The organism is Enterobacter sp. N5-15 (assembly GCF_057221635.1).
The window spans coordinates 3,227,926-3,251,450 of record NZ_CM170150.1 but is presented as its reverse complement, the minus strand read 5'-3'; the positions used below and the strand labels follow the sequence as shown (position 1 = coordinate 3,251,450).

Genomic DNA, 23,525 nt, shown 5'->3' with positions numbered 1-23,525 from the left:
GGCCCGTGCAAGCGTAGCGCCGCCGGGCATGCCGCTTTTTTCTCCATCCCGTCCCGTTGTTTATTCTTATTTACATATCCCCGCGCTATGCTTAACCCCAACTCATTTAATGGATTTATGATTGATGTCGGTATTAAAGAAAAACAGCGCCAGGCAGCGTGACCAGGAGCGCGCGCGACTCATCTGGCTTCTCACGACCGATAAAGCGGTCACTTCTACGCTATTAGGCAAACTCACCCTGGCTGAGCAATATGATGTCGGCACCCTGGCCGACGATATTGCTGAGGTAGGTGCGCTGGTTGCTCATTTACCCCCGCCGGATCTGGCGGATACCCTTGAGGCGCTTCCCTCGGAAGAACGTCACGCCCTGTGGCGTCTGGTGCAAGATCACGAGCGCGGGCAGGTGCTGCTTGAGGCCTCTGAAAACGTCTGGGACGACCTGATCGACGAGATGAGCGACCGGGACATTCTCGACGCTGTGCAAACCCTGGATATCGACGAGCAGATTTACCTCGTTCAGCACCTGCCGCGAAACCTGACCGGTCGCCTGCTGGCGTCGCTGCCTGCGGAGGAGCGGGCGCGCGTGCGTCAGGTGATGCACTACGAGAAAAACAGCGTCGGCGCGATCATGGAGTTTGGCGTTATCACGGTGCGACCGGACGTGACGCTCGGCACCGTGCAGCGCTATCTGCGTCGACTGGGCAAGATGCCGGACAACACCGATAAACTGTTTGTTACCTCCCGGGATAAAACCCTGCTCGGCGAACTGGAGCTGAAAACCATCCTGCTCAACAGCACCCAGCGGAAGGTGAGCGAGGTGATGGAAAACGAGCCGATGGTTTTCTCCCCGGAAGACGATGCGGAGAAAGCGGCGCGTACCTTCGAACGTGACGACCTCGTCAGCGCCGCCGTCGTGGATTCCGTCGGCAAACTGATGGGGCGTCTGACCATCGATGAGATCGTTGATGTGGTCTACGAAGAAACCGACAACGACCTGCGTGCGCTCGGGGGGATCAGCGCCGAAGATGACGTCCATGCCTCCGTCGGCAAGGCGGTGAAAACGCGCTGGGCGTGGCTGGCCATTAACCTGTGTACCGCGTTTATCGCCTCCCGGGTGATTGACGGGTTTGAACACACCATTTCGCAGCTGGTGGCGCTGGCCTCGCTGATGCCGATTGTGGCCGGAATCGGCGGTAACACCGGAAACCAGACTATAACCATGATCGTCCGCGCGCTGGCGCTGGAAAACATTCAGCCCGGTAACTTCGCCTTTCTGATCTTCAGGGAGATGGGCGTGGCGCTGATCAACGGCCTGGTGTGGGGCGGCATTATGGGCGGCATTACCTGGTGGCTGTATGACGATATGGCGTTAGGTGGGGTGATGATGCTGGCGATGGTGCTAAATCTTCTGGTGGCATCGATGATGGGGGTCATTATCCCGCTGACGATGACCAAACTGGGGCGCGACCCCGCGGTGGGGTCGAGCGTGATGATCACCGCCATCACCGATACCGGCGGTTTCTTTATTTTTCTTGGGCTGGCGACGATTTTTCTTCTTTAAGCCGACGCTTAATGCGGGCGGGGAGGAGTGCCATAACGATAATCCCGCCCAGCACGCCAATCGCCAGATTGCCGGTTGATACCGTGGCGGCTACGGTGACCAGCATGACGACCGTTTCTGCAATCGGGGCCGTTTTCACCGTGGCTGGCTGAAGGCTGTGCCAGCTGAAGGTTTTGACGGCGACAATCGCCATAATACCCGCCAGCACCGCCATCGGGATTTTGGCCATCACTTCGCTGAGCGCCGTCACCAGGATCAGCAGCACGATGCCCGCCGCAAAGGTTGAAATGCGGCTTCGACCTTTCCCCATCTCCACGTTGACGATGGTTTGCCCAATCATCGCGCAGCCTGCAATACCGCCATAAAATCCGGCCAGAATATTGCCGACGCCTAATCCAATGCTTTCGCGGCGTTTACCTGACGGTGTCGCGGTCAGTTCATCCACCAGCTTTGCCGTCAGCAGGGATTCCAGCAGGCCGACAAAGGCGATGCTCAACGCGCACGGCCAGATAATGCTCAGCGTATGTACATTAAGGGGGACCAGAAGTTCGGTAAGGCCCGGCAAACCGCCGCTCATGGAGCCTTCATCGCCCACGGTCGGCAGGATTTGACCGGTTGAAACGGTGTACAAGGTAAGCACAACAATCGCAATCAGCGGGGAAGGGATGCTTTTGATATAGCGCGGCGCCCACAGCACGATCAGCAGCGTCAGCACGAACAGGCCCACAATCAGCGGGCTTCGGCTCCAGAAATGCGGCACCTGAGCGAAGAAGATCAAAATGCCGAGGGCGTTAACAAACCCGGTCATGACCGACTGGGGAATAAAGCGCATCAGCCTTGCCATACCCAGCACGCCAAACAGAATCTGAATCACGCCTGCCATCAGCACGGCGGGAAGAATGTACTGTACGCCGTGCTGATGCACCATCGGGCCAATGACCAGCGCCACGGAACCGGCCGCTGCCGTGACCATCGCCGGGCGACCACCGAGTACAGACAGGGCAAGACACAGCACCACGGAGGCGATCAGGCTGACCTTCGGGTCAACGCCCGCCACCACCGAAAATGAGATGACTTCGGGGATCAGCGCCAGGGCGGTAATCACGCCTGCCAGCGTTTCACGCGTCAGCTGCTTAGGGGAACGCAGCACGTTGGCTACGCGGTCTTCGGGGGATACGGCAGAATGGGGTAAGGACATAACAGTTCGCTGGTTAGGGCAGGCTTCCGTGCGCGCGATCACAAAGTGCAGGATAGTAGCCAGAAAATGCCCCTATTGCCAGCCGCCAGAGTAATCCCCTACAAACAATCCATCATTAAATTTCACAATTACAATAATTTCGTAACCTTTAAACAATATTTAAAAGTTGTTACCGTGCCCCCCGCAGCTTTTTTCACCTGCAATTTCCACGCATCAAGCACTTTTACACTAAGGCATAAATTATGAAAAAAATGACTGCCATGCTCTTTTCTCTGGCCGTGGGGCTTAACACCGTCTCCATGGCGGCGAAAGCTGACGCACCAAAAGAGCAGGAAACGGACGTCCTTTTAATTGGTGGCGGTATCATGAGCGCCACGCTGGGAACCTATCTGCAAGAACTTCAGCCGGACTGGTCTATGACCATGGTCGAGCGCCTTGATGGCGTGGCGCAGGAGAGTTCGAACGGATGGAATAACGCCGGTACCGGACATTCGGCACTCATGGAACTGAACTATACGCCGCAGAAAAAGGACGGTTCCATTAGTATCGAGAAGGCGGTAGAGATCAACGAAGCATTCCAGGTTTCTCGCCAGTTCTGGTCTCATCAGGTCAACAGCGGCGTGATGCACGACCCGCACTCCTTCATCAATACCGTGCCGCACATGAGCTTTGTCTGGGGTGAGCAGAACGTTAACTTCCTGCGCGCGCGCTACGCCGCTCTGCAGCAGAGCACGCTGTTCCGCGGGATGAAATACTCTGAAGACCACGCGCAGATTAAAGAGTGGGCTCCGCTGGTCATGGAAGGTCGTGACCCGAACCAGAAAGTGGCGGCGACCCGTACGGAAATTGGTACCGACGTTAACTACGGCGAAATTACCCGTCAGCTGGTGACGTCTCTGAAGAAAAAAGAGAACTTCAACCTGCAGCTCAGCACCGAAGTGCGCGGTTTCAAGCGCAACGCGGATAACAGCTGGAGCGTGACCGTTGCCGATCTGAAAAACAACGAAGCCGAGCACGTTATCAAGGCGAAGTTTGTCTTTATCGGTGCGGGCGGCGCGGCGCTGAAGCTGCTGCAGGAGTCCGGTATTCCGGAAGCTGACGACTACGCGGGCTTCCCGGTGGGCGGCCAGTTCCTGGTGTCCGATAACCCGGAAGTGGTGAACCGTCATCTGGCAAAAGTGTACGGCCAGGCTTCCGTCGGCGCACCGCCGATGTCTGTTCCGCACATCGACACCCGTATGCTTGACGGCAAACGCGTGGTGCTGTTTGGGCCGTTCGCGACCTTCTCCACGAAGTTCCTGAAAAATGGCTCCCTGTGGGATCTGCTCAGCGCCACAACCACCTCTAACGTCAAGCCGATGATGGACGTGGGTCTGGATAACTTCGACCTGGTGAAATACCTGATTAGCCAGGTGATGCTCTCTGACGACGACCGTTTCGAGGCGCTGAAAGAGTACTATCCGCAGGCGAAGAAAGAAGACTGGCGCTTGTGGCAGGCGGGTCAGCGCGTACAGATCATCAAGCGCGATCCGAAAGAGGGCGGCGTGCTGCGTCTGGGTACCGAAGTGGTAAGCGATAAGGATGGTACCATCGCCGCGCTGCTGGGTGCGTCACCGGGCGCGTCTACCGCTGCGCCAATTATGCTGCACCTGATGGAAAAAGTGTTTAAAGATAAAGTCGCCAGCCCGGAATGGCAGGCGAAGCTGAAAACCATTATTCCATCCTACGGCACGAAGCTGAACGGCAACGTGAGCGCGACGGAGCAGGAGCTTGAATACACCAGCCGCGTACTGCAGCTGCAATACATCAAGCCGCAGGCTGCGGATGCTGCGCCAAAAGCGGAGCTGAAGCCTCAGCCGGAAAACAAACCGGTTGCGGATATCGCGCTGTAAGGTAAAAGCAAAACGGTAACATCCGTTACCGTTTTTAGTGTTTTCTCCCTCTCCCGGTGGGAGAGGGTTGGGGTGAGGGCACCAGAGCGCACCCTTTCCAGGTCGGGTAAGGCGAAGCCGCCACCCGACTTAATTTCAACGTACTACCGCTTGACCGACGTTCTCGTCCGCCTTCCACACGCGATACTTAACTTCCACGTTTTCAGGCGTATAGACCACGATCGGCAGCTTGCTGTTGTAGCGAAGCAGACTATTGTCGCCCAGATACGCCGTCACAAATTTCTTCTCTTTTTTGCCGTCCGGGCAGGCCATCATGGTGGAGACCGGAGAGGTCACTTTATCAAAGACGTAATAGTCGTAACCCCAGCCTTCCAGGGTTTTGCTTTCCAGCTGACCGCCCAGACGGTGCTGGTTGCAGTCCACTTCCAGCGTCTTGCCAATTAACAGTTCCACTTTGAAGTTCGCTTCATCCTGCTGAACCGGCAGCTGGATCACCTGACGCTTCATCCCTTTGTCCGCCTGCGGGTACGGAGCCACTTTTTCCAGCGGCTGCTCTTTTGGGGTTTCGCTGGCGAAAGCACTGCTGCTGACGCACGCGGCGGCGATGAGGGCGATGGCAAATTTAGGTGCGTTTTTCATTGTCATTCCTTTATGTCAAAACGATCCTGGGCAGGTTAACATAACAACTATGAATGATTGGTGTTATTTACTTACATTTTCACTATGAATAGCGTTATGAGCTTTTAAATATCCTGTTTGGTGGTTGTTTATGCTGGTGTGGAGTCGAGTGCCAGTTCGTGTTATTTTAGACCTTATATAATGTTATTCATCTGTAAAAGGGAAGAGAGATGGTTCGTGCAAAACTGAAAACACCTGAAGGCCGCAAATTCCTCCTGGCGCTGCTGGTCGTGTTTATGATTGCTGCCGCGTGCGTGGGGCGGGCAACCATTGTTGGCGTGATCGAACAGTACAATATCCCCCTCTCTGCCTGGACAACCAGCATGTATGTCCTGCAATCGGCGATGATCTTCGTCTACAGCCTGGTGTTCACCGTTCTGCTGGCCATCCCGCTGGGTATTTTCTTCCTGGGTGGACGTGAGAAGCGCTAAGCATTCACCCAGAGAATGAAGCCAGCCTGCGGGCTGGCTTTTTTTATATCAGATGATTTTTATTCGCATTTCCAGGATATTCTGTGTCGAACAAGATTGTTCGACATAAAGCAGGAGATGCGCAATGTTATCCCGGTTTGCGACGCTCAGCCGGATCCCGAAAGGAGTCTGGGTTGTGGGTGGCGTCAGCATGTTGATGGATATCTCCTCGGAGATCATTCACAGCCTGCTGCCGTTGTTTATGGTCACGACGCTGGGTGCCAGCGTGATTTTCATTGGTATGATTGAAGGTCTGGCTGAGGCCACTGCACTGTTTATCAAAGTGTTTTCCGGCACAATCAGTGATTATCTGGGCAAACGTAAAGGGCTGGCGGTTCTGGGCTACGGTCTTGGCGCGTTGAGTAAACCGTTGTTTGCTATTGCCTCTTCCTCCGGCATGATTCTTGGGGCACGCTTAATCGACCGGGTAGGGAAGGGGATCCGGGGGGCGCCGCGCGATGCGCTGGTCGCTGACGTTACGCCGCCGGAACTCCGCGGCGCGGCCTTTGGTTTGCGTCAGTCGATGGACACCATCGGCGCCTTTCTCGGGCCGCTGCTGGCCGTCGGCTTAATGCTGCTGTGGAATGATGATTTTCGTACCATTTTCTGGATTGCGGTGATCCCCGGCGTACTCGCCGTTGCCTTGCTTTTCTTCGGCCTGCATGAACCTAAAACCCCTGTCGAACATAAACGAACGAATCCCATCAAACGAGAGAACCTCAGGCGCCTCGGGAAAGGCTGCTGGTGGGTCATTGGCCTGGGGGCTATCTTCACGCTCGCACGTTTCAGCGAAGCATTTCTTGTGCTTCGCGCTCAGCAGTCGGGTGTGCCGCTGGCGCTGATCCCGCTGGTGATGGTGGCCATGAATCTGCTCTATTTCCTCTCTGCCTATCCGTTTGGCAAGTTATCCGACGTGATGAGCCACACCCGATTACTGCAGTGGGGGCTGGTGGTGCTGATTGGCGCGGACATTGTGCTGGCGCTGAGCACCCACTGGGCAGGCATTATTATAGGCGTTGCGCTTTGGGGGATACATATGGGCATGACCCAGGGACTGCTGGCGGCAATGATTGCGAAAACCGCGCCTGCGGATCTGCGCGGTACCGCCTACGGTATTTTTAGTCTGGTCAGCGGCGTGGGGTTATTAGTCGCCAGCCTGGGGGCAGGGGCCATCTGGGAGACGTTTGGTGCGCAGTATACGTTTTATGCCGGGGCGGTGATTTGTCTGGCGACGCTGGTTTATCTGCGAAAAACACCTGGCGAAATGGAATAAAAAAACCAGCCGTAAAAGGCTGGTTTTGATAATAATTTTGGTCGGCACGAGAGGATTTGAACCTCCGACCCCCGACACCCCATGACGGTGCGCTACCAGGCTGCGCTACGTACCGACGCATAAAAAGAATACTACTCGATTCCGTTTTGAATGCAAGGGAATCCGTCGCTAACTGGTTTATTATTAATCAGTTAGCGATAAACCGCTTCTCATCCGTCAGGACCTGCAGCAGCAGGCTCAGCTGCGGTTTCTGGTCTTTCAACCGTTCACCCTGCAGATTATACGTCTGATAATTCCCGTTGCTGTTCAGCACCAGCGTCAGCTTCGGCGTGGTTACCACCAGCGTATTATTCCCCGCAGCCGTCACCCAGCTGTGGCGGCGCGCGGCGCTGAAGAGATCCTGCCCCTGTGAATACTCGTTTGCCGGCGTGCTGACGTGCAGCAGGCGTTGCATCAGGGTCGTCATCACATCTTTATGCTCGGTGAGCATATTGATGCGCTGCGCCGGCGTGCCTGGCCAGTGGATCACCAGCGGAACCTGCAGATTCGGACGAGACCAGCTCATACTCTTCGTCTCGTCACCTAACGGCACGCCATGACCCGCGGTCACGATCACCACGGTGTTGTCCAGCTTGCCCGACTCGCGAAGCGCATCAAGCACGCGGCCTATCTGCGCATCAACATCGCCAGCCGCGCGGCCATAACGGCGCGCAAAGTCATTCTTATTGCTGTCAGCAAGCGTTGTGCCGTTAAAGGCAACCCATGAGAACCAGCGGTTATCTTCCTGGGCGTAGCGCTGCAGCCAGTTTATCCATTGGCTGGCGGTCTGCGCATCGGACTGTTTTTGTGCCGTCGGCAGTGAGAAATCGGACAGCAGCGCCTGGCGGTAGAGCGGGCTGTTAAAGCCGTCGGAGGAGAACAACCCTAACTGATAGCCTTGCTGATTCAGCCCGGTGATCAGCGCCGCAGGCGTGCGGGTAGACAGTACGCCGTCCATGTAGCCGGCTGAAATGCCGTAGAAGAGGCCAAAGATGCCCGCATCGGTTGTGTTACCGGAGCTCATATGCTGAGTAAACGAGACGTTTTTACTGGCGAAATCGGCCAGCGCAGGCATCTGCTTCTCGTAGCGCGAATAGTTCAGGCCATCGACGGTGATCAGCAGGACGTTTTGCCCGCGACCCATATCGCGGTACTGCAGGTCGCTCAGCGGATACTGAACGCTGACGGCTTCCGGGTTACCCTGTTCGACCAGGCGGCGCTGGTACTCCTGCGCATCAAGCAGGCCGTGTTTCTCGAGGAAGCGACGGGCCGTCATCGGATATGAGAGCGGCAGGTTAGCGCGCTGCATGGTAATCGGGCGATAGAAGTTCGCATCCGCCCAGATATACATGATGTGCGAACTGATAAAGGAGATGAAGAAGAGCGCAGCGACGGGCTTCGCGTAATGGCGTCGCCGGGTCAGGCTGCGAAGTTTTTGCCAGCTCCAGGTGGCAAACAGCATCTCAATCAACAGGATCACCGGGACGCTGATAAACATCAGCTGCCAGTCACGGGCCGTTTCGTTCTGGTCGGGGTTAATTACCAGTTCCCAGACGATGGGGTTGAGGTGCAGGTGGAAGCGGGTGAACACTTCACTGTCGATAAGCAGCAGCGTCATCCCCACCGTCGCAAGGATGGCGGACAAGAATCGCATCAGACGCTGCGACATGACGATAAACGTCAAGGGGAACAGGATCAGCAGATAGGTGGCGAAAACCAAAAAGCTAAAGTGACCGACAACGCTTATCCAGGAGTAGATACGCCCGGTTAGCGTTGTTGGCCAGTCTGCGACAAACAGATAACGACAGCCGATGACCGTCGCCAACAGAATGTTGAACAGGGCAAACCAGTGCCCCCAGCTGACCATCTGGGAGACTTTTTCACGGTAGCGCTGACGATTCGTCACCATAAACTGTTGTTCGTATCCCTTAATGGGCCGGGTCGTTGCTGACGGACGACTGTAAAGCCTGGGCGAACGATTTTGCGATCGCCTGACGCTGAGCCGGAGCAACGCTGGTGTTAATCAGGTTGGTGACCATATTTCCCAAAACCATCAGGGAGAGATCGGTCGGCGTTTTATGTTTTTCCAGTACGTTGACCAGCTCACTGAGCAGTTGTTCAACGTGTTCATCACTGTAGCGGGAATGTTGTGGCATAAATCAAAATCAGTTTGTTGATGAAAGGGCAACATATTACCGTAGCAACAGCTTTTTTTCCCCTTTTTTATCTGTTGTTGCACACATGTCCTGGTGGTGGTTGAATACCGCCCGGTCTAAAAGGAGAGTTTATCATGAGTCTGGAAATCAACCAGATTGCCTTGCACCAGCTTATCAAGCGTGATGAGCAAACCCTTGAAGTGGTGCTGCGCGATTCGTTACTGGAACCCACGGCGACCGTTGTGGAGATGATGGCAGAGCTGCATCGCGTCTACAGCGCCAAAAATAAAGCCTATGGCCTGTTCAGCGAAGAGAGTGAACTGGCGGATAGCCTGCGCCTGCAGCGTCAGGGCGAAGAGGATTTTCTGGCGTTTAGCCGCGCCGCAACCGGGCGTCTGCGCGACGAGCTGGCGAAATATCCGTTTGCCGACGGCGGGATTGTGCTGTTCTGCCACTACCGCTATCTGGCGGTAGAGTATCTGCTGGTTACCGTGCTGAATAACTTAAGCAGTATGCGCGTGAACGAGCAGCTGGATATCAGCTCAACGCATTATCTGGATATCAACCATGCGGATATCGTGGCGCGCATTGATTTGACCGAATGGGAAACCAATCCGGAGTCGACCCGCTACCTGACATTCCTGAAGGGGCGCGTGGGCCGCAAAGTGGCGGATTTCTTTATGGATTTCCTCGGTGCCAGCGAAGGTCTCAACGCCAAAGCGCAGAACAAAGGTCTGCTCCAGGCGGTTGACGACTTCACAGCAGAAGCGCAGCTCGATAAATCTGAGCGCCAGACCGTGCGTCAGCAGGTTTACAGCTACTGCAACGAACAGCTGCAGGCAGGGGAGGAGATCGAGCTGGAGTCCCTGTCAAAAGAGCTGGCCGGCGTCAGCGAAGTCAGCTTCCAGGAATTCACCGCGGAGAAAGGCTATGAGCTTGAAGAGAGCTTCCCGGCGGATCGCAGTACGCTGCGTCAGTTAACCAAGTTTGCCGGCAGCGGCGGCGGGTTAACCATCAACTTTGACGCGATGTTGCTGGGTGAACGGATCTTCTGGGATCCGGCCACCGATACGCTGACCATTAAAGGCACGCCGCCGAACCTGCGCGATCAGCTCCAGCGCCGCACCTCGGGCGGGAAATAACAGCCATAAAAAAACCCCGCAGAAGCGGGGTTTTTTTTCGACGTGTTTGCGATTACGCGCGAACGAAGTCGATGTGAGACAGTTTTGGCTTGAACGGGTGACGCTGAACAGCCTGAACTTTCACTTTTTCTTCTTTACCGCCAACAACGATGGTCAGAACTTCGCTGTAGAATTCAGCTTTGGTCTGCAGGTTCCACAGTTTGTCGTGATCCAGTTCGATTGCAACTGGAGCAGCTTCGCCACCGTAAACGATAGCCGGGAACTTGTTAGCGTTACGCAGGCGGCGGCTCGCACCCTTACCCTGCACGTTACGTACTTCTGCTTCGATAGTGAACATTGATTTCTCTCTGTATTTAAAACCCTGCTACAGGCGACCCAGCAGCAGGTGAGTGTTCTGCCTCACGGATGTGAAGCGGGCGGCATTTTATACTCAAATGCCCCTCACATCAATGAAAAGTCCCGCTAACCGCGCAATTCGTTGGCGCGACGGAAGCGACCTTCGTAGTCAAAGAGTTTCTCGCGCACCTGCCAGAACTGGCCTTTCTTACGGGCGACGACAAAATCCGGATGGCGCAATAACATCTGCTGGCGCACGATATCGGCCACGTTTATCCAGCGCAGGGGGACGCCCGGCGTTCGGGTATGCGGGCGGATAAACAGCTGTTCGAAGGCCATTCGCTGAGCAGGCGTCTGGACCCGGAAGCGCTCGCTGACGTCCGCGCCGTCTTCGTCGTAATAGGTGATTTTTAACCACTCACCTTTTTCATCGGCGCCGGGCTGCAGCGCCATGCCGGAACAGCGCAGCACCAGGGCATCTTTCAGCTTTAGCGCCGCTTTCAGCATGTCGTCCGGGTCAACCAGCACCGTGTCGCATTCCCGGCAGCGGCGCGCGGCAATGTCGTTTTCGGCGTTGCACTGCGGGCAGTTTTTAAAGCGGAAACGGAAATCGCACTGCTCGCGATGCCCGTCATCATCTTCAAACCAGCCCTGACAGCGGCGGCCAAAGTGTTCGATCAGCATACCGTCGGCGGTGGTTTTTCCCCAGAAGGTGTTGGCAAACCCGCAGGCAGGGCAAAAGACCTGCACGGGCACGTTATCGCTTTTCCCTTTTGGCGCGCCGACTTCAGGCGTATAGAGATCGTGCGGGTTACCGGCATAATCCAGAATCAGGCAGTCTGTTTTTCCCGGGGCCAGACGCAGGCCGCGGCCAACAATTTGCTGATACAGACTGACCGATTCGGTCGGGCGCAGAATGGCGATCAGGTCGACGTGCGGGGCGTCAAAGCCGGTAGTCAATACCGACACGTTAACCAGATAGCGGAACCGCTGGGCCTTAAACGCGTCAATCAGGCCGTCGCGCTCCGGGCCGGGCGTCTCGCCGGTGATTAACGCCGCGTCGCCGGAGGGCAGTAACCCGGTGATTTCTCGCGCGTGCTCAACGGTGGCGGCAAAGATCATCACCCCTTTGCGCGTCGCGGCGAACTCCTCTATCTGGCTGATGATATGCGGCGTAATACGCTTCTGCTTTTTCAGCTCCTGGTTGAGATCCGCTTCGCTGAATAAACCGTTGCTCTGCGCCTGCAGACGGCTGAAATCGTACTGCACCACCGGCATATCCAGCCGTTCAGGCGGCGTCAGGTAGCCATGTTTAATCATGTAGCGCAGCGGAAGTTCGTAAATGCAGTCGCTAAACAGGGCCTTGTCATCGCCGCGCACCATGCCGTGATAATGGTAGCGATAGATCCAGCCTTTCCCCAGACGAAACGGGGTCGCCGTCAGGCCCAGCAGGCGCAGGTGAGGATTCACCGCTTTCAGGTGGGCCAGGATTTGCTGATACTGGCTGTCGTCGTCATCGCTGATGCGATGACATTCGTCGACAATCAGCAGCGAAAATTCGTTGCGAAACAGGTCCAGATTGCGCGCCACCGACTGCACGCTGCCAAAGACCACTTTACCGTGGCTCTCTTTGCGCTTCAGCCCAGCGGCGAAAATATCGGCTTCCAGCCCAAGCGCACAATACTTGGCGTGGTTTTGCGCGACGAGCTCTTTGACGTGCGCCAGCACCAGCACGCGACCGCGTGCCAGACGCGCCAGTTCGGCGATGACAAGGCTTTTGCCTGCGCCGGTCGGGAGCACAATCGCCGCCGGCTCGCGATGTTTACGGAACCAGGCGAGGGTGGCGTCAACGGCTTCCTGCTGATAGGGACGAAGTGTAAAAGTCATAGGGTCTCGGTTTCGTTATTCCGCACATAGTATGCCACGAAACTTTTTCCCTTGAGTGGCGCAACCAGACCATTATACTGAACCGTTCCAGACTGCTTCTTTTTTCGGACCCGTAGTCCGACTTCCAGCATCATTAAGGCTAAAAAGATTTCATGCGACTTGATAAGTTTATCGCTCAGCAACTCGGCGTAAGCCGCGCTATTGCCGGGCGCGAAATTCGCGCCAGCCGCGTTACCGTGGATGGCGACATTGTGAGAGACACCGCTTTCAAACTTCAGCCTGAGCATCAGGTGGAGTATGACGGCAATCCGCTGACCCAGCAGCACGGTCCGCGCTACTTCATGCTCAATAAGCCGGAAGGCTACGTCTGCTCAACGGACGATCCGGATCACCCGACGGTGCTCTATTTCCTCGATGAACCGGTGGCGCACAAGCTGCACGCCGCAGGCCGTCTCGACATCGACACCACGGGTCTGGTGCTGATGACCGACGACGGGCAGTGGTCGCATCGCATTACTTCCCCGCGTCACCACTGCGAGAAAACCTATCTGGTCACGCTGGAGTCGCCGGTGTCCGATGACACGGCAGAGCAATTCACGAAAGGCGTTCAGCTGCATAATGAAAAAGATCTGACCAAACCCGCCGTGCTTGAGGTAATCACGCCGACCGAAGTCCGTCTGACCATCAGCGAAGGACGTTACCACCAGGTGAAACGTATGTTTGCCGCCGTGGGGAACCGCGTTGTTGGCCTGCATCGTGAGCGGATTGGTGCGATTGAACTCGATCCCGACCTGGCGCCAGGCGAATATCGTCCGTTAACGGAAGAAGAGATCGCCAGCGTCGGTCTGCCTTCGCACTAATTTCAGGAGAGCTCTGTGACCACCAGGCCACACTCGTCGTTCAAAATCGTCTTCATTCTTGGCCTGCTGGCCATGCTGATGCCGCTGTCTATTGATATGTACCTGCCTGCGCTGCCGGTAATTTCTGCACAGTTTGGCGTCCCGGCGGGCAGCGCGCAGATGACGCTCAGCACCTATATTCTCGGCTTTGCCCTCGGCCAGCTGTTTTATGGCCCGATGGCGGACAGCCTTGGACGCAAGCCCGTCATTCTGGGCGGGACGCTGGTCTTTGCGGCCGCAGCGGTTGCCTGTGCGCTGGCGCAGACCATCGATCATCTGATTATCATGCGCTTCTTCCACGGTCTGGCGGCGGCAGCGGCAAGCGTGGTGATTAACGCCCTGATGCGCGATATCTACCCGAAGGAAGAGTTCTCCCGCATGATGTCGTTCGTGATGCTGGTGACGACGATTGCGCCGCTGGTGGCACCCATGGCCGGTGGTGCGGTGCTGGTGTGGTTTAGCTGGCACGTGATTTTCTGGATCCTGGCCCTGGCCGCGCTGCTGGCCTCCGCGATGATTTTCTTCTTTATTGATGAAACGCTCCCCGTCGAGCGCCGTCAGAAATTCCACATCCGAACCACAATAGGCAACTTTGCCTCGCTGTTTCGCCATAAGCGCGTGCTCAGCTATATGCTGGCAAGCGGGTTCAGCTTCGCCGGAATGTTCTCCTTCCTGAGCGCCGGGCCGTTTGTCTACATCGAGCTGAACCACGTTTCGCCGCAGCACTTCGGCTATTACTTTGCGCTCAACATCGTCTTCCTGTTCATCATGACCATCATCAACAGCCGTTTTGTCCGGCGGGTGGGGGCGCTGAACATGTTCCGCGCCGGGCTGTGGATCCAGTTTGTGATGGCTATCTGGCTGGTGGTGAGTGCGTTTCTGGGCGTGGGTTTCTGGGCGCTGGTGGTCGGCGTGGCGGCCTTTGTCGGCTGCGTGTCGATGGTGTCATCTAATGCGATGGCGGTGATCCTGGATGAGTTTCCGCATATGGCGGGCACCGCATCTTCCCTGGCGGGGACGTTCCGCTTCGGCATCGGCGCTATCGTTGGCGCGTTGCTTTCGATGGCCACCTTTACGACGGCATGGCCGATGCTGTGGGCGATGGCTTTTTGCGCAACCAGCTCGATACTCTTCTATCTTTACGCCAGTCGACCGCGAAAAGCGGCCCACTAAAACACAGAGAAGGCCCGTCAGGGCCTTTTTTGTTGATGCATATCAACCAAACCCCCGTTCGTTTATTCCGTGTTTGTTTATTTTATGTAAAATCTATTTGTGTAAAAAGTCACATCATTGTATTCAAAAAGGTTGAGTTAGATCGCAGAAACGGGTACATATAGCGCCGACGCAAGCCTGGAAACGGATAAAAAAGCGCTGAATAGTGCAGGCTGGCGATGATGTGTTACTATAAATGTAAATAAATTGTGAAGTAAATTTTGCTTCCGGGGAACGAACGTGAATACATTACAACTCTCCATTGTCCATCGCTTGCCCCAGAGCTATCGCTGGTCGGCGGGTTTTGCAGGTTCGAAAGTTGAACCGATTCCGCAAAGCGTCGCGGGCTGCGAAAACTGCCTGGTCGCACTCAAGCTGCTGAGCCCGAGCGACGAAAATGCGTGGCGGGTGATGGAGCGTCTCAGTCAGGCCCTGACGGATATCGAAGTGGACAGCTCCGTACTGGAGTGTGAAGGTGAGCCGTGCCTGTTTGTTAAAAGCCAGGACGAGTTTGCCGCCACCTGCCGTCTGAAGAATTTTGGCGTTGCCATCGCCGAGCCTTTCTCCGGCCAGTACCCGTTCTGACCGCTAGTCTGCCGACAACAGCTGGCGCGTGTAGCGCTGCGTTGGCGCGCTAAATACGCGCTGGCACTCACCCTGCTCGACCACTTCTCCCTGTCGCAACACAATCACCTGATGGCATAGCGCCCGCACCACCTGTAGATCGTGGCTGATAAAGATATAGGCCAGCTGGTGCTTTTCCTGCAGCCCTTTCAGCAGGGCCAGGATCTGCGCCTGAACGGTTCTGTCCAGCGACGACGTCGGTTCATCCAGAATAATCAGCTCCGGTTTCAGGATCAGCGCGCGGGCAATGGCGATACGCTGGCGCTGCCCGCCGGAGAATTCAGCCGGATAGCGGTGGCGGGTTCCGGCATCTAAGCCCACTTCGGCCATCACCCGCATAACGTCCTGCTCTCGCTGCTGAGCGCTCAGGCCGGGCTGATGTACGCGAAGACCCTCTTCGATAATCTGTAACACGCTGAGCCGTGGGTTAAGCGAGGAGTTGGGATCCTGAAACACCACCTGCATGCGGGGCCGCACGGGCAGCATCTGACGACGGTTCCAGCGGTGCAGCGGCATATCGTCGAAGAGGATCTTGCCCTCAGAGGCAATTAAGCGCAGCAGCGCCAGACCGGTGGTGCTTTTGCCCGAACCGGATTCGCCCACCAGCCCGAGGGATTCTCCCGGGCGCAGCGAGAAGCGGATGTTTTTCAGCACCGGGTTCCGATCGACAATGCGGCGCAGAATACCTTTGCGGATCGGGAACGAGACGGACAGATCCTCAACGCGCAGCAGCGGTGTGCTGTCAGCCGCGAGAGGAACCGGGTCGCCGGAGGGTTCGCTGTCGAGCAAACGCTGCGTATAGGGGTGCTGCGGCGCGCTAAGCAGCGTGGACGCGGTATTCTGCTCAACGCACCGTCCGTTTTGCATCACCGCGACGCTGTCGGCCAGCTTTCTCACAATGCTCAGGTTATGCGTGATAAACAGCAGGCTCATGTTCAGCTCGTCACGCAGTTCCCGCAGCAGCGTCAATATTTGCGCCTGTACCGTCACGTCCAGCGCCGTTGTAGGCTCGTCGGCAATCAACAGCTCGGGGCGTGTGAGCAGGGCCATGGCAATCATCACGCGCTGGCGTTCACCGCCGGAGAGCTGGTGCGGAAAATCATTCAGCCGTTTGGCCGCGTTGCGTATGCCCGTTCGTTCCAGACAGTCCAGAATTTCTCCCTGCGCGGCCTCTTTGCGCATCCCCCGGTGCAGGGAGAGCACTTCATAGAGCTGTTTCTCCAGGCTGTGCAGCGGGTTGAGGGAAACCATGGGCTCCTGGAAGATCATGGCGATTTTGTTGCCGCGAATGCCGCGCAGGGTATGTTCGTCGGCATGCAGCAGCGAACTGCCGTGAAACAGAATATCCCCCTGTGGGTAGCTCACCGGCGGAGAAGGCAGCAGCCGCAGGATGGAGAGTGCTGAAACGCTCTTGCCTGAACCCGACTCGCCCACCAGGGCCAGCGTTTCACCGGGCTGGATCTGCAGCGACAGGTCGGTGACTACGGTGCGCGTCTCGCCCTGCGTTGAAAAAGCAATCGACAGGTTATCAATACTCAGAAGAGGCTGGGTCATTTTATACCGCCTTGTTCGGATCGAAGGCATCGCGCACGGCTTCGCCAATAAAAATCAGCAGTGAAAGCAGCACGGCCACGGAAAGAAAGGCGGCGATGCCTAACCACGGCGCCTGCAGGTTGTTTTTGCCCTGCAGCAGCAGTTCGCCGAGCGACGGGGAACCCAGCGGTAGCCCGAAGCCCAGAAAATCCAGCGAGGTGAGGGTGGTGATGGAGCTGCACAGAATAAACGGCAGGAAGGTGAGCGTTGCGACCACCGCGTTGGGCAGCATATGGCGGAAGATGATCCCGCGGTCGCTCACGCCAAGCGCCTGCGCGGCGCGAATATAGTCGAAATTGCGGGTGCGCAGAAACTCCGCCCGCACCACGCCCACCAGCGCCATCCAGCCGAACAGGACGGTGATGCCTAACAGCCACCAGAAGCCAGGCTGCACCACGCTGGAAAGCAGGATGATCAGAAACAGCGTTGGCATGCCTGACCAGACTTCAATAACCCGCTGGCCCCACAGGTCAATTTTCCCGCCGTAGTAGCCCTGAACGGCACCCGCCACGACCCCCATCACGCTTGAGAAGATCGTCAGCATCAGCCCAAAGAGAAGAGAAATTCGCGTGCCATAAAGGATGCGCGCCAGCACGTCGCCGCCGTTAGCATCGGTTCCCAGCCAGTTTTGCGCGGAGGGCGGGGAAGGGAAGGGGGTCGTGGTGGCAAAGTTAATGCTGTTTGCGCCAAAGCGCACCGGTGCCCAGAGCGCCCAGCCGTGCCTGTCGATTTGATCGCGAAGCCACGGATCCTGATACTCCGCCGGGGTCGCAAACGGGCCGCCAAAGTCGCTTTCGCTGTAGTTGGCGATAACCGGCACGTACCAGCGGTCGTTAAAATGCACCAGCAGCGGTTTGTCGTTGGCGATCAGCTCCGAACACATGCTTAAGGCAAACAGCACGGCAAAAATCCACAGCGACCAGTAGCCGCGGCGGTTGTGGCGAAAGCGGGCCCAGCGGGCCTGGTTGACGGGGCTTAAACGCGGCATCAGCGGCCCTCAAAATCGATTCGGGGATCGACCAGCGTATAGCTGATATCGCTGATGATATTCAGCAGCAGGCCAATCAGGGTGAAAATATAGAGTGTGCCAAACATCACCGGATAATCGCGCGACACGGTAGCCTCATAGCCCAGCAGCCCCAGGCCGTTGAGCGAGAACATCACCTCTATCAGCAGCGAGCCGGTAAAAAACATGCCGATGAACGTGGCCGGAAATCCGGCGATCACCAGCAGCATGGCGTTGCGAAACACGTGTTTCCACATGATCTGCTTCTCGCTCACGCCCTTGGCGCGGGCGGTCACGACGTACTGCTTACGAATTTCATCGAGAAAGGCGTTTTTGGTCAACATGGTCAGGGCCGCAAACCCGCCGATGACCGTGGCCAGCACCGGCAGCGTGATATGCCAGAGATAGTCAGTGATTTTCTGATACCACGGCAGGGAACTGAAATCGGCAGAGACCAGCCCCCGCAGCGGGAAGAGGTCGAAATAACTTCCCCCGGCAAAAAAGACGATCAGCAGGACGGCAAACAGAAACGCCGGAATGGCATAGCCGATGATGATAAACGTGCTGCTCCAGATATCGAAGCGGCTGCCGTTGTAGACCGCTTTGCGGATCCCGAGCGGTATAGAGACCAGATAGATAATCAGCGTTCCCCACAGCCCCAGCGTTATCGACACCGGCAGGCTTTGCTTGATCAACGTTAGCACTGAGGCACTGCGAAACAGGCTGTCGCCAAAATCAAAGCGGATGTAATCCCAGAGCATTTTGAAATAGCGCTCGTGAATCGGTTTGTCAAAGCCGTAGCGGTGGGTGATCTCGGCGATCACTTCCGGATCCAGCCCGCGGCCGCCGCGATAATGGCTTTCACTGATATTCCCTACGCCGGTTCGCGCATGGCTCGCGCCCATCCCTTCGCCGCCGCCGCCGGGCATGCCGCCGCTATTGCCAAATTCAATGGCGGCAATCGCCTGATCGACCGGGCCGCCGGGGGCGATTTGCACGATAAAAAAGTTAATCGTGATGATGGCCCACAGGGTGGGGATGACCAGCAGGAGACGACGGATAAGATAGGCACCCATGATGATTCCTTATCGCCGCTCAGCGGGAAGTCTGGCGGCTTTGTTAACGTCATACCACCAGGTATCAAAGCCCAGGGAATAGACAGGGCGCACGGCAGGCACGGAGAACTTGTCCCAGCGCGCCAGGCGGTCTTCGCCCATATACCACATCGGCAGCATGTAGTAGTTCCAGGTTAAGACCCTGTCGAGGGCGCGCCCGAGCGGCAGGAGCTTTTCTTTATCCCCCTGCGCCGCCACTATTTTCGCAATCAGCGCGTCAATCGCCGGGCTTTTTACCCCCGGCGCATTGTAGGAGGAGTCGATGTAGCTGGAAGCCCAGGAGATTTGCAGGTCCGAACTGGGCCATGGCTGGGCGGGCCACAGGCGCTGCATCATGTCGTAATCACGGCTGCGCATGCGGCTGGTGATCTGCGCGTTATCGACCTGGCGAATGTTCATGGTCACGCCCAGCCGCTCAAGGTTGTGCTTAAACGGCAGCACCCACTGATCGTTGCCCCCGGACGAGAGCAGCAGCTCAAAGCTGAGAGGCTTACCCGTTTTGGCATCCACACGCTTTTGATTTTTCAGGTGCCAGCCCGCGTCATCCAGCAGCTTGCTGGCCTTGAGCAGGTTGTCGCGGTCGTAGCCGTCCCCGTTCGACGCGGGCGGCTGAAACACGGTGGTGAACACCTGCGGCGGAACCTCCGCCTTCAGCGGTGCCAGCAGAACCAGCTCGTCGGCTTTCGGATAATCACGCGCGGCGTACTCGGTATTTTGAAAATAGCTGCTGGCGCGGCTGTAAGCCCCGTAAAACAGCGCTTTGTTCATCCATTCAAAATCAAAGGCCAGAGATATCGCTTCCCGCACCCGGCGGTCATTAAATACCGGACGCTGAATATTAAACGCCAGCCAGCGGGTGTCCTGGGCCGACTCATTTTTGTGCTCGTCTTTGACGATATAGCCTTTTGCGAAATTTTTGCCGATATAGCGGGTCGCCCAGTTTTTGGCGCTGCTCTCTACGCGTAAATCGAAGGCGCCGGCTTTGAACGCTTCAAACGCCACGTTATCGTCGAGGTAATAATCATAGCGAAGGGTGTCGAAATTCCAGCGCCCGCGGTTTACCGGAAGGTTGGCTGCCCAGTAGTCTTTGACGCGGGAATAGACCACATACTGCCCCATGCGCCAGTCGGTTATGCGGTACGGGCCGCCTGCCAGCGGCGGCGTGGAGAGCGGGTCGCTTAGCTTATGGTTTTTCCAGAACGATTCCGGCATGACGGGCAGAGAGAACAGGCTGAGCATATTCTCTTTATTCGGTTCGCTCAGCTCGATGCGCACGGTGAGCGGCGCAATGGCTCTGACCGACGCGCCTTTATACACGATGCGGAACTGGGGAACGCCTTCGGTCATGAATTTATGGAAGGTGAACGCAACGTCGCTGGCCTTGACCGGCGTACCGTCATGAAAGCGGGCCCGCGGGTTCAGCGAGATTTCCGCCCAGGCGAAGTTTTCGGCGTAACGCACGTTATCGGCAATCAGCGGATAGTAGCTGCCGGGTTCATCATCAGACGTGACAAAGAGCGTATCGTAAAGCGATTCCGTCCGTGCGGCCGCCACGCCGCGCAGGGCGAAGCGGTTGAAGTTGTCGAATGTCCCCGTGGCGGAAAGCGTGACCTTTCCGCCCTTCGGCGCGGCAGGGTTAACGTAATCGAAGTGCGTAAAATTGACCGCGTATTTCGGCTCGCCAATCACCGCGAAGGCGATATTTTCTTTGATGGCCTGCGCCTGGCTGGACAGGCTCGTTAGTGCCAACAGCAGCAACATGAAGCGCATAAGCATCTCGCGGCAGCTCCCTCTTTTACAGACCGACTCGGTTAAGCTGAATAATAAGTGACGTCACGGGCAATGTGAAATTAATCGCCCTCTGGCGAAATATCAGGCCGCCATTCGCGGAACTGTGCCAGCGGCATCGGGCGGCTAATCCAGTATCCCTGAAGGTAGTTAACGCCGTGTTCGCGTAGCCAGGCGGCCTGTTCCGGCGTTTCCACCCCTTCGGCGACGGTCAGCATACTCAGCCGCCTTGCCAGCGTCAGCACGGCATCCAGCACCGGTGACGTCACCGTCTCTGTACCTATCGCATTAACAAACCCACGGTCGATTTTGAGGTAGTCCATGGTGAAATGCTCAAGATAAATCAGCGCGCTGTGGCCGGTGCCAAAATCATCAATGGCTATCTCAAACCCTTCGTTATGCAGCCATTCGAAGAGGCTGTTGGCTTCACGATGATTCAGCATGTCACGCTCTGTAATTTCCAGCACGATCTGGAAGTAATCCGGCGGCAGTAACGCTTTGAAGGTGCGCATATCGTCTTTGAAGCTCTCCGCATGCAGATGCCCCGGCGCAATGTTAATCCCCACCTTGGCACCCGGGGGCAACAGGGTTTGTAACACGGGTGCATCGTGAATGATAAGGTCAAAGAGATGCAGCGTCAGCGGGACAATCAGCTTCTGCGCTTCGGCAAAGTTGATAAACGCGTCCGGCGGAATTTCTCCCATTGTCGGGTGCTTCCAGCGCATCAGCACTTCAAGCCCGGTCATTTTGAGCGATTTGGCATCGACGACGGGTTGATAGACCACGTAAAACTGGCCGCGCTTAATGGCGCTTAAAATCTCTTTACCCGGATTGAGCCGAATGCTGAGGATATAGTAGTTGAGCGATCCGGCACAAATGCCGCATACCAGCCCGAAGAACAGGGCGTAGAGAATTTCATCGCTGGTCCATGCGTCCGCATACAGGTTTATGGTCAGGGGGATGCCTTTCAGCGTCGCGGTACGGACCGGAATTTCATGTAGATCGCTCGCGTTGACCAGCGTGCTGGAACGCGTTGACAGCGCATGATCGCCAATGATGATGGCTATCCCCGTGAATTCGTCCTGGCGCGCGGTGTAGAGCAGGTAAGGCGTCAGATTGATATTCACCGAGGTGAACACGCCGCCGTCCTTCACTAAGGGGTTACGGTACCAGATGGCAATCGCAGGCTTATTGGGCAACATCGGGGTGCCTGGAAGCAATGCCATATCAATCTGCTTATCGATGTGCAGCTCGGGTATCAGCTCCTCCATCGGGAAATTCATCGGGCCTGTGGCAGAAGAACAGAACGCCATTTTGTCTCTGACCAGCAGGAATGCGCGAACGTTAATGCTAAAGGCCGCGCGCGAGGTGAGTTCCTGATTGACGTCGTGGCAGCTGTTTAACGTGAGCGGCTGGAGGGTATCGACTGCGTTTTTTAACTCATCGAAATAGCTCTCCATATAGATGCTCACGTCGCGGATCAGGGTGTCGAATTTGACTTCCCGCTTGTGGTAGCTCCAGAAAAATTGCAACGAACCCAGGAGCAGGGCGGCGATCAGGCCTGTGATAATGCTGAGGATTAATATCTTGCGATTGCTGGAGAAGTAGCGGGTAAACATAGACGTCGTGATTCCTGAAATGCCGCTGGATGTATTCAGTGTAACGGGCAAAAAAAAACACTGCCGAAGCAGTGCTTTTTTTCATCATATCGTCAGCCAAGGGATAACCAACGATACAATAGTCATATCAACTGCGGGTCAGTACGCGGCGCGCTTCGTTGTAGCGCTTCTTCCAGTATGGTTCATTCATGCTGGAAATGGTCACACCGCTGCTGGTGGAGGCATGTACAAACTGGTCATTACCAATGTAGATGCCAACATGTCGACCTGTAGAACCGGCACGGAACAGGACTAAATCACCGGTGCGCAGTTTGGTACGTGAAATCGACTTGCCCATCTCCTGCTGTTCATAGGTTGAACGCGGAAGATCTAACCCAAATTGCTCACGGAACGTACGCTGTACAAAACCGGAACAATCAATACCTGTTTTTGTGCTGCCGCCAAGACGATAGCGCACGCCTTTCCAGTCAGCATACTGGTCCATAATGCGGGACTTCACGTCCAGATTACGTACCATATTTTCAAATTCATCCTGAGAGGCTTGCAGTGACGAGGAATCTTCCATTCCCACAACACGCGTCTCAGGATGCATATTCTTTGCGGTGTTCGATGTACTACATGCAGATAACAGTACCGCGACTGCTATCGCCGGGATCCCCCGTAAGATATATCTCAGAAACGGTTGAGATTTGACCATTTTGTTTATTATCCCTTGAAGTCCTTAACGACAAATATCGTTATAAAAATGCCAAACGTGACGAGACTAATTATCTGTTCACATTGAGACAATTCTTTCTGGTCACATTTGTGGCGCAGCGCACAAAATTATTCACCAGCGAAATAATTATCTCTATGGGGCAAAACGAGTTCGAGATTAACCGATTGCCAGGGGTATTGCGAGTAAAAAAAGCCTTTTTTTTATAAGAAAATGTGATACAGAAAGTAAAAACATAGAATTGCTCAAAATAGCGACGGATCCGCTTCGCCAGTATGCAATTGCTTCATTTTTATCATGAATATGATGACGAGAATATGAC

Annotated in this window: 20 protein-coding genes and 1 tRNA gene; 8 read left to right on the top strand and 13 right to left on the bottom strand. The window is 56.0% G+C overall.

Annotated elements, in window-relative coordinates:
- Positions 1-124 precede the first annotated feature (124 nt).
- Positions 125-1,561, top strand: coding sequence for a magnesium transporter (gene mgtE / locus AC2TE5_RS15410; protein WP_109846102.1), 1,437 nt, complete (start codon positions 125-127; stop codon positions 1,559-1,561).
- Here mgtE and AC2TE5_RS15405 read toward each other — a convergent pair.
- Positions 1,524-2,813, bottom strand: coding sequence for a SulP family inorganic anion transporter (locus AC2TE5_RS15405; RefSeq protein WP_484613351.1), 1,290 nt, complete (start codon positions 2,811-2,813; stop codon positions 1,524-1,526). The genes mgtE and AC2TE5_RS15405 overlap by 38 nt on opposite strands.
- 188 nt (positions 2,814-3,001) lie before the next feature.
- Here AC2TE5_RS15405 and mqo point away from each other — a divergent pair, with 188 nt between their 5' ends.
- Positions 3,002-4,651: a malate dehydrogenase (quinone) gene (gene mqo, locus AC2TE5_RS15400; RefSeq protein WP_032646585.1), complete on the top strand. Its 1,650-nt coding sequence runs from the start codon at positions 3,002-3,004 to the stop codon at positions 4,649-4,651.
- Positions 4,652-4,786: 135 nt separating this feature from the next.
- Here mqo and eco read toward each other — a convergent pair whose 3' ends face one another.
- Complete coding sequence (eco, locus tag AC2TE5_RS15395) at positions 4,787-5,290, bottom strand: serine protease inhibitor ecotin (RefSeq protein WP_063440883.1); 504 nt, start codon at positions 5,288-5,290, stop codon at positions 4,787-4,789.
- A 209-nt stretch (positions 5,291-5,499) separates the two neighbouring features.
- Here eco and AC2TE5_RS15390 point away from each other — a divergent pair, with 209 nt between their 5' ends.
- Positions 5,500-5,760: a DUF2534 family protein gene (locus AC2TE5_RS15390; RefSeq protein WP_063143759.1), complete on the top strand. Its 261-nt coding sequence runs from the start codon at positions 5,500-5,502 to the stop codon at positions 5,758-5,760.
- A 124-nt stretch (positions 5,761-5,884) separates the two neighbouring features.
- Positions 5,885-7,072, top strand: coding sequence for an MFS transporter (locus tag AC2TE5_RS15385; protein WP_484611951.1), 1,188 nt, complete (start codon positions 5,885-5,887; stop codon positions 7,070-7,072).
- A gap of 38 nt (positions 7,073-7,110) precedes the next feature.
- On the opposite strand, the gene AC2TE5_RS15380 is transcribed toward AC2TE5_RS15385, so the two are convergent.
- From AC2TE5_RS15380 to AC2TE5_RS15370, 3 genes are all read right to left on the bottom strand, one after another.
- Positions 7,111-7,187: transfer RNA gene (locus AC2TE5_RS15380), tRNA-Pro, on the bottom strand.
- A gap of 72 nt (positions 7,188-7,259) precedes the next feature.
- Complete coding sequence (yejM, locus tag AC2TE5_RS15375) at positions 7,260-9,020, bottom strand: LPS biosynthesis-modulating metalloenzyme YejM (RefSeq protein WP_484611950.1); 1,761 nt, start codon at positions 9,018-9,020, stop codon at positions 7,260-7,262.
- A 19-nt stretch (positions 9,021-9,039) separates the two neighbouring features.
- Positions 9,040-9,267 carry a YejL family protein gene (locus tag AC2TE5_RS15370; RefSeq protein ID WP_008500958.1) on the bottom strand — a complete coding sequence of 76 codons (228 nt, stop codon included), beginning with the start codon at positions 9,265-9,267 and terminating at the stop codon, positions 9,040-9,042.
- A gap of 134 nt (positions 9,268-9,401) precedes the next feature.
- Between AC2TE5_RS15370 and yejK the strand changes: the two genes are divergently transcribed.
- The gene (yejK, locus tag AC2TE5_RS15365) at positions 9,402-10,409 is read left to right on the top strand and encodes a nucleoid-associated protein YejK (protein WP_008500957.1); all 1,008 of its coding nucleotides are present in this window, start codon (positions 9,402-9,404) and stop codon (positions 10,407-10,409) included.
- Between the two features lie 52 nt (positions 10,410-10,461).
- Here the strand turns inward: yejK and rplY are convergent, their stop codons facing one another.
- Positions 10,462-10,746, bottom strand: a complete 285-nt coding sequence (rplY, locus tag AC2TE5_RS15360) for a 50S ribosomal protein L25 (protein ID WP_029740955.1) — start codon at positions 10,744-10,746, stop codon at positions 10,462-10,464.
- 125 nt (positions 10,747-10,871) lie between these two features.
- Complete coding sequence (gene radD / locus AC2TE5_RS15355; RefSeq protein ID WP_484611949.1) at positions 10,872-12,632, bottom strand: DNA repair helicase RadD; 1,761 nt, start codon at positions 12,630-12,632, stop codon at positions 10,872-10,874.
- A 152-nt stretch (positions 12,633-12,784) separates the two neighbouring features.
- On the opposite strand from radD, the gene rsuA reads away from it, so the two are divergent.
- The 3 genes from rsuA to AC2TE5_RS15340 all read left to right on the top strand — a co-directional run bounded on the left by rsuA (position 12,785) and on the right by AC2TE5_RS15340 (position 15,328).
- Complete coding sequence (gene rsuA / locus AC2TE5_RS15350) at positions 12,785-13,492, top strand: 16S rRNA pseudouridine(516) synthase RsuA (RefSeq protein WP_032659004.1); 708 nt, start codon at positions 12,785-12,787, stop codon at positions 13,490-13,492.
- Positions 13,493-13,507: 15 nt separating this feature from the next.
- Positions 13,508-14,704 carry a Bcr/CflA family multidrug efflux MFS transporter gene (locus AC2TE5_RS15345; RefSeq protein WP_008500953.1) on the top strand — a complete coding sequence of 399 codons (1,197 nt, stop codon included), beginning with the start codon at positions 13,508-13,510 and terminating at the stop codon, positions 14,702-14,704.
- A gap of 279 nt (positions 14,705-14,983) precedes the next feature.
- Positions 14,984-15,328 (top strand): YejG family protein, encoded by a 345-nt coding sequence (locus AC2TE5_RS15340; RefSeq protein WP_028013883.1) that lies wholly within the window; start codon positions 14,984-14,986, stop codon positions 15,326-15,328.
- Positions 15,329-15,331: 3 nt separating this feature from the next.
- Here AC2TE5_RS15340 and yejF read toward each other — a convergent pair whose 3' ends face one another.
- The 6 genes from yejF to mepS all read right to left on the bottom strand — a co-directional run bounded on the left by yejF (position 15,332) and on the right by mepS (position 23,185).
- Positions 15,332-16,921 carry a microcin C ABC transporter ATP-binding protein YejF gene (gene yejF, locus AC2TE5_RS15335; protein WP_484611948.1) on the bottom strand — a complete coding sequence of 530 codons (1,590 nt, stop codon included), beginning with the start codon at positions 16,919-16,921 and terminating at the stop codon, positions 15,332-15,334.
- A 1-nt stretch (position 16,922) separates the two neighbouring features.
- Positions 16,923-17,948 (bottom strand): ABC transporter permease, encoded by a 1,026-nt coding sequence (locus AC2TE5_RS15330; protein ID WP_301508388.1) that lies wholly within the window; start codon positions 17,946-17,948, stop codon positions 16,923-16,925.
- Positions 17,948-19,042, bottom strand: coding sequence for a microcin C ABC transporter permease YejB (locus AC2TE5_RS15325; RefSeq protein WP_029740961.1), 1,095 nt, complete (start codon positions 19,040-19,042; stop codon positions 17,948-17,950). Before AC2TE5_RS15325 ends, AC2TE5_RS15330 begins: the two co-directional genes overlap by 1 nt.
- 9 nt (positions 19,043-19,051) lie before the next feature.
- Positions 19,052-20,857: an extracellular solute-binding protein gene (locus AC2TE5_RS15320; protein WP_484611947.1), complete on the bottom strand. Its 1,806-nt coding sequence runs from the start codon at positions 20,855-20,857 to the stop codon at positions 19,052-19,054.
- A gap of 74 nt (positions 20,858-20,931) precedes the next feature.
- Positions 20,932-22,488, bottom strand: coding sequence for a cyclic di-GMP phosphodiesterase (locus AC2TE5_RS15315; protein ID WP_484611946.1), 1,557 nt, complete (start codon positions 22,486-22,488; stop codon positions 20,932-20,934).
- A 127-nt stretch (positions 22,489-22,615) separates the two neighbouring features.
- A complete protein-coding gene (gene mepS, locus AC2TE5_RS15310; RefSeq protein WP_008500946.1) occupies positions 22,616-23,185 on the bottom strand; it encodes a bifunctional murein DD-endopeptidase/murein LD-carboxypeptidase in 570 nt (189 codons plus the stop codon).
- Between the last annotated feature and the right edge of the window lie 340 nt (positions 23,186-23,525).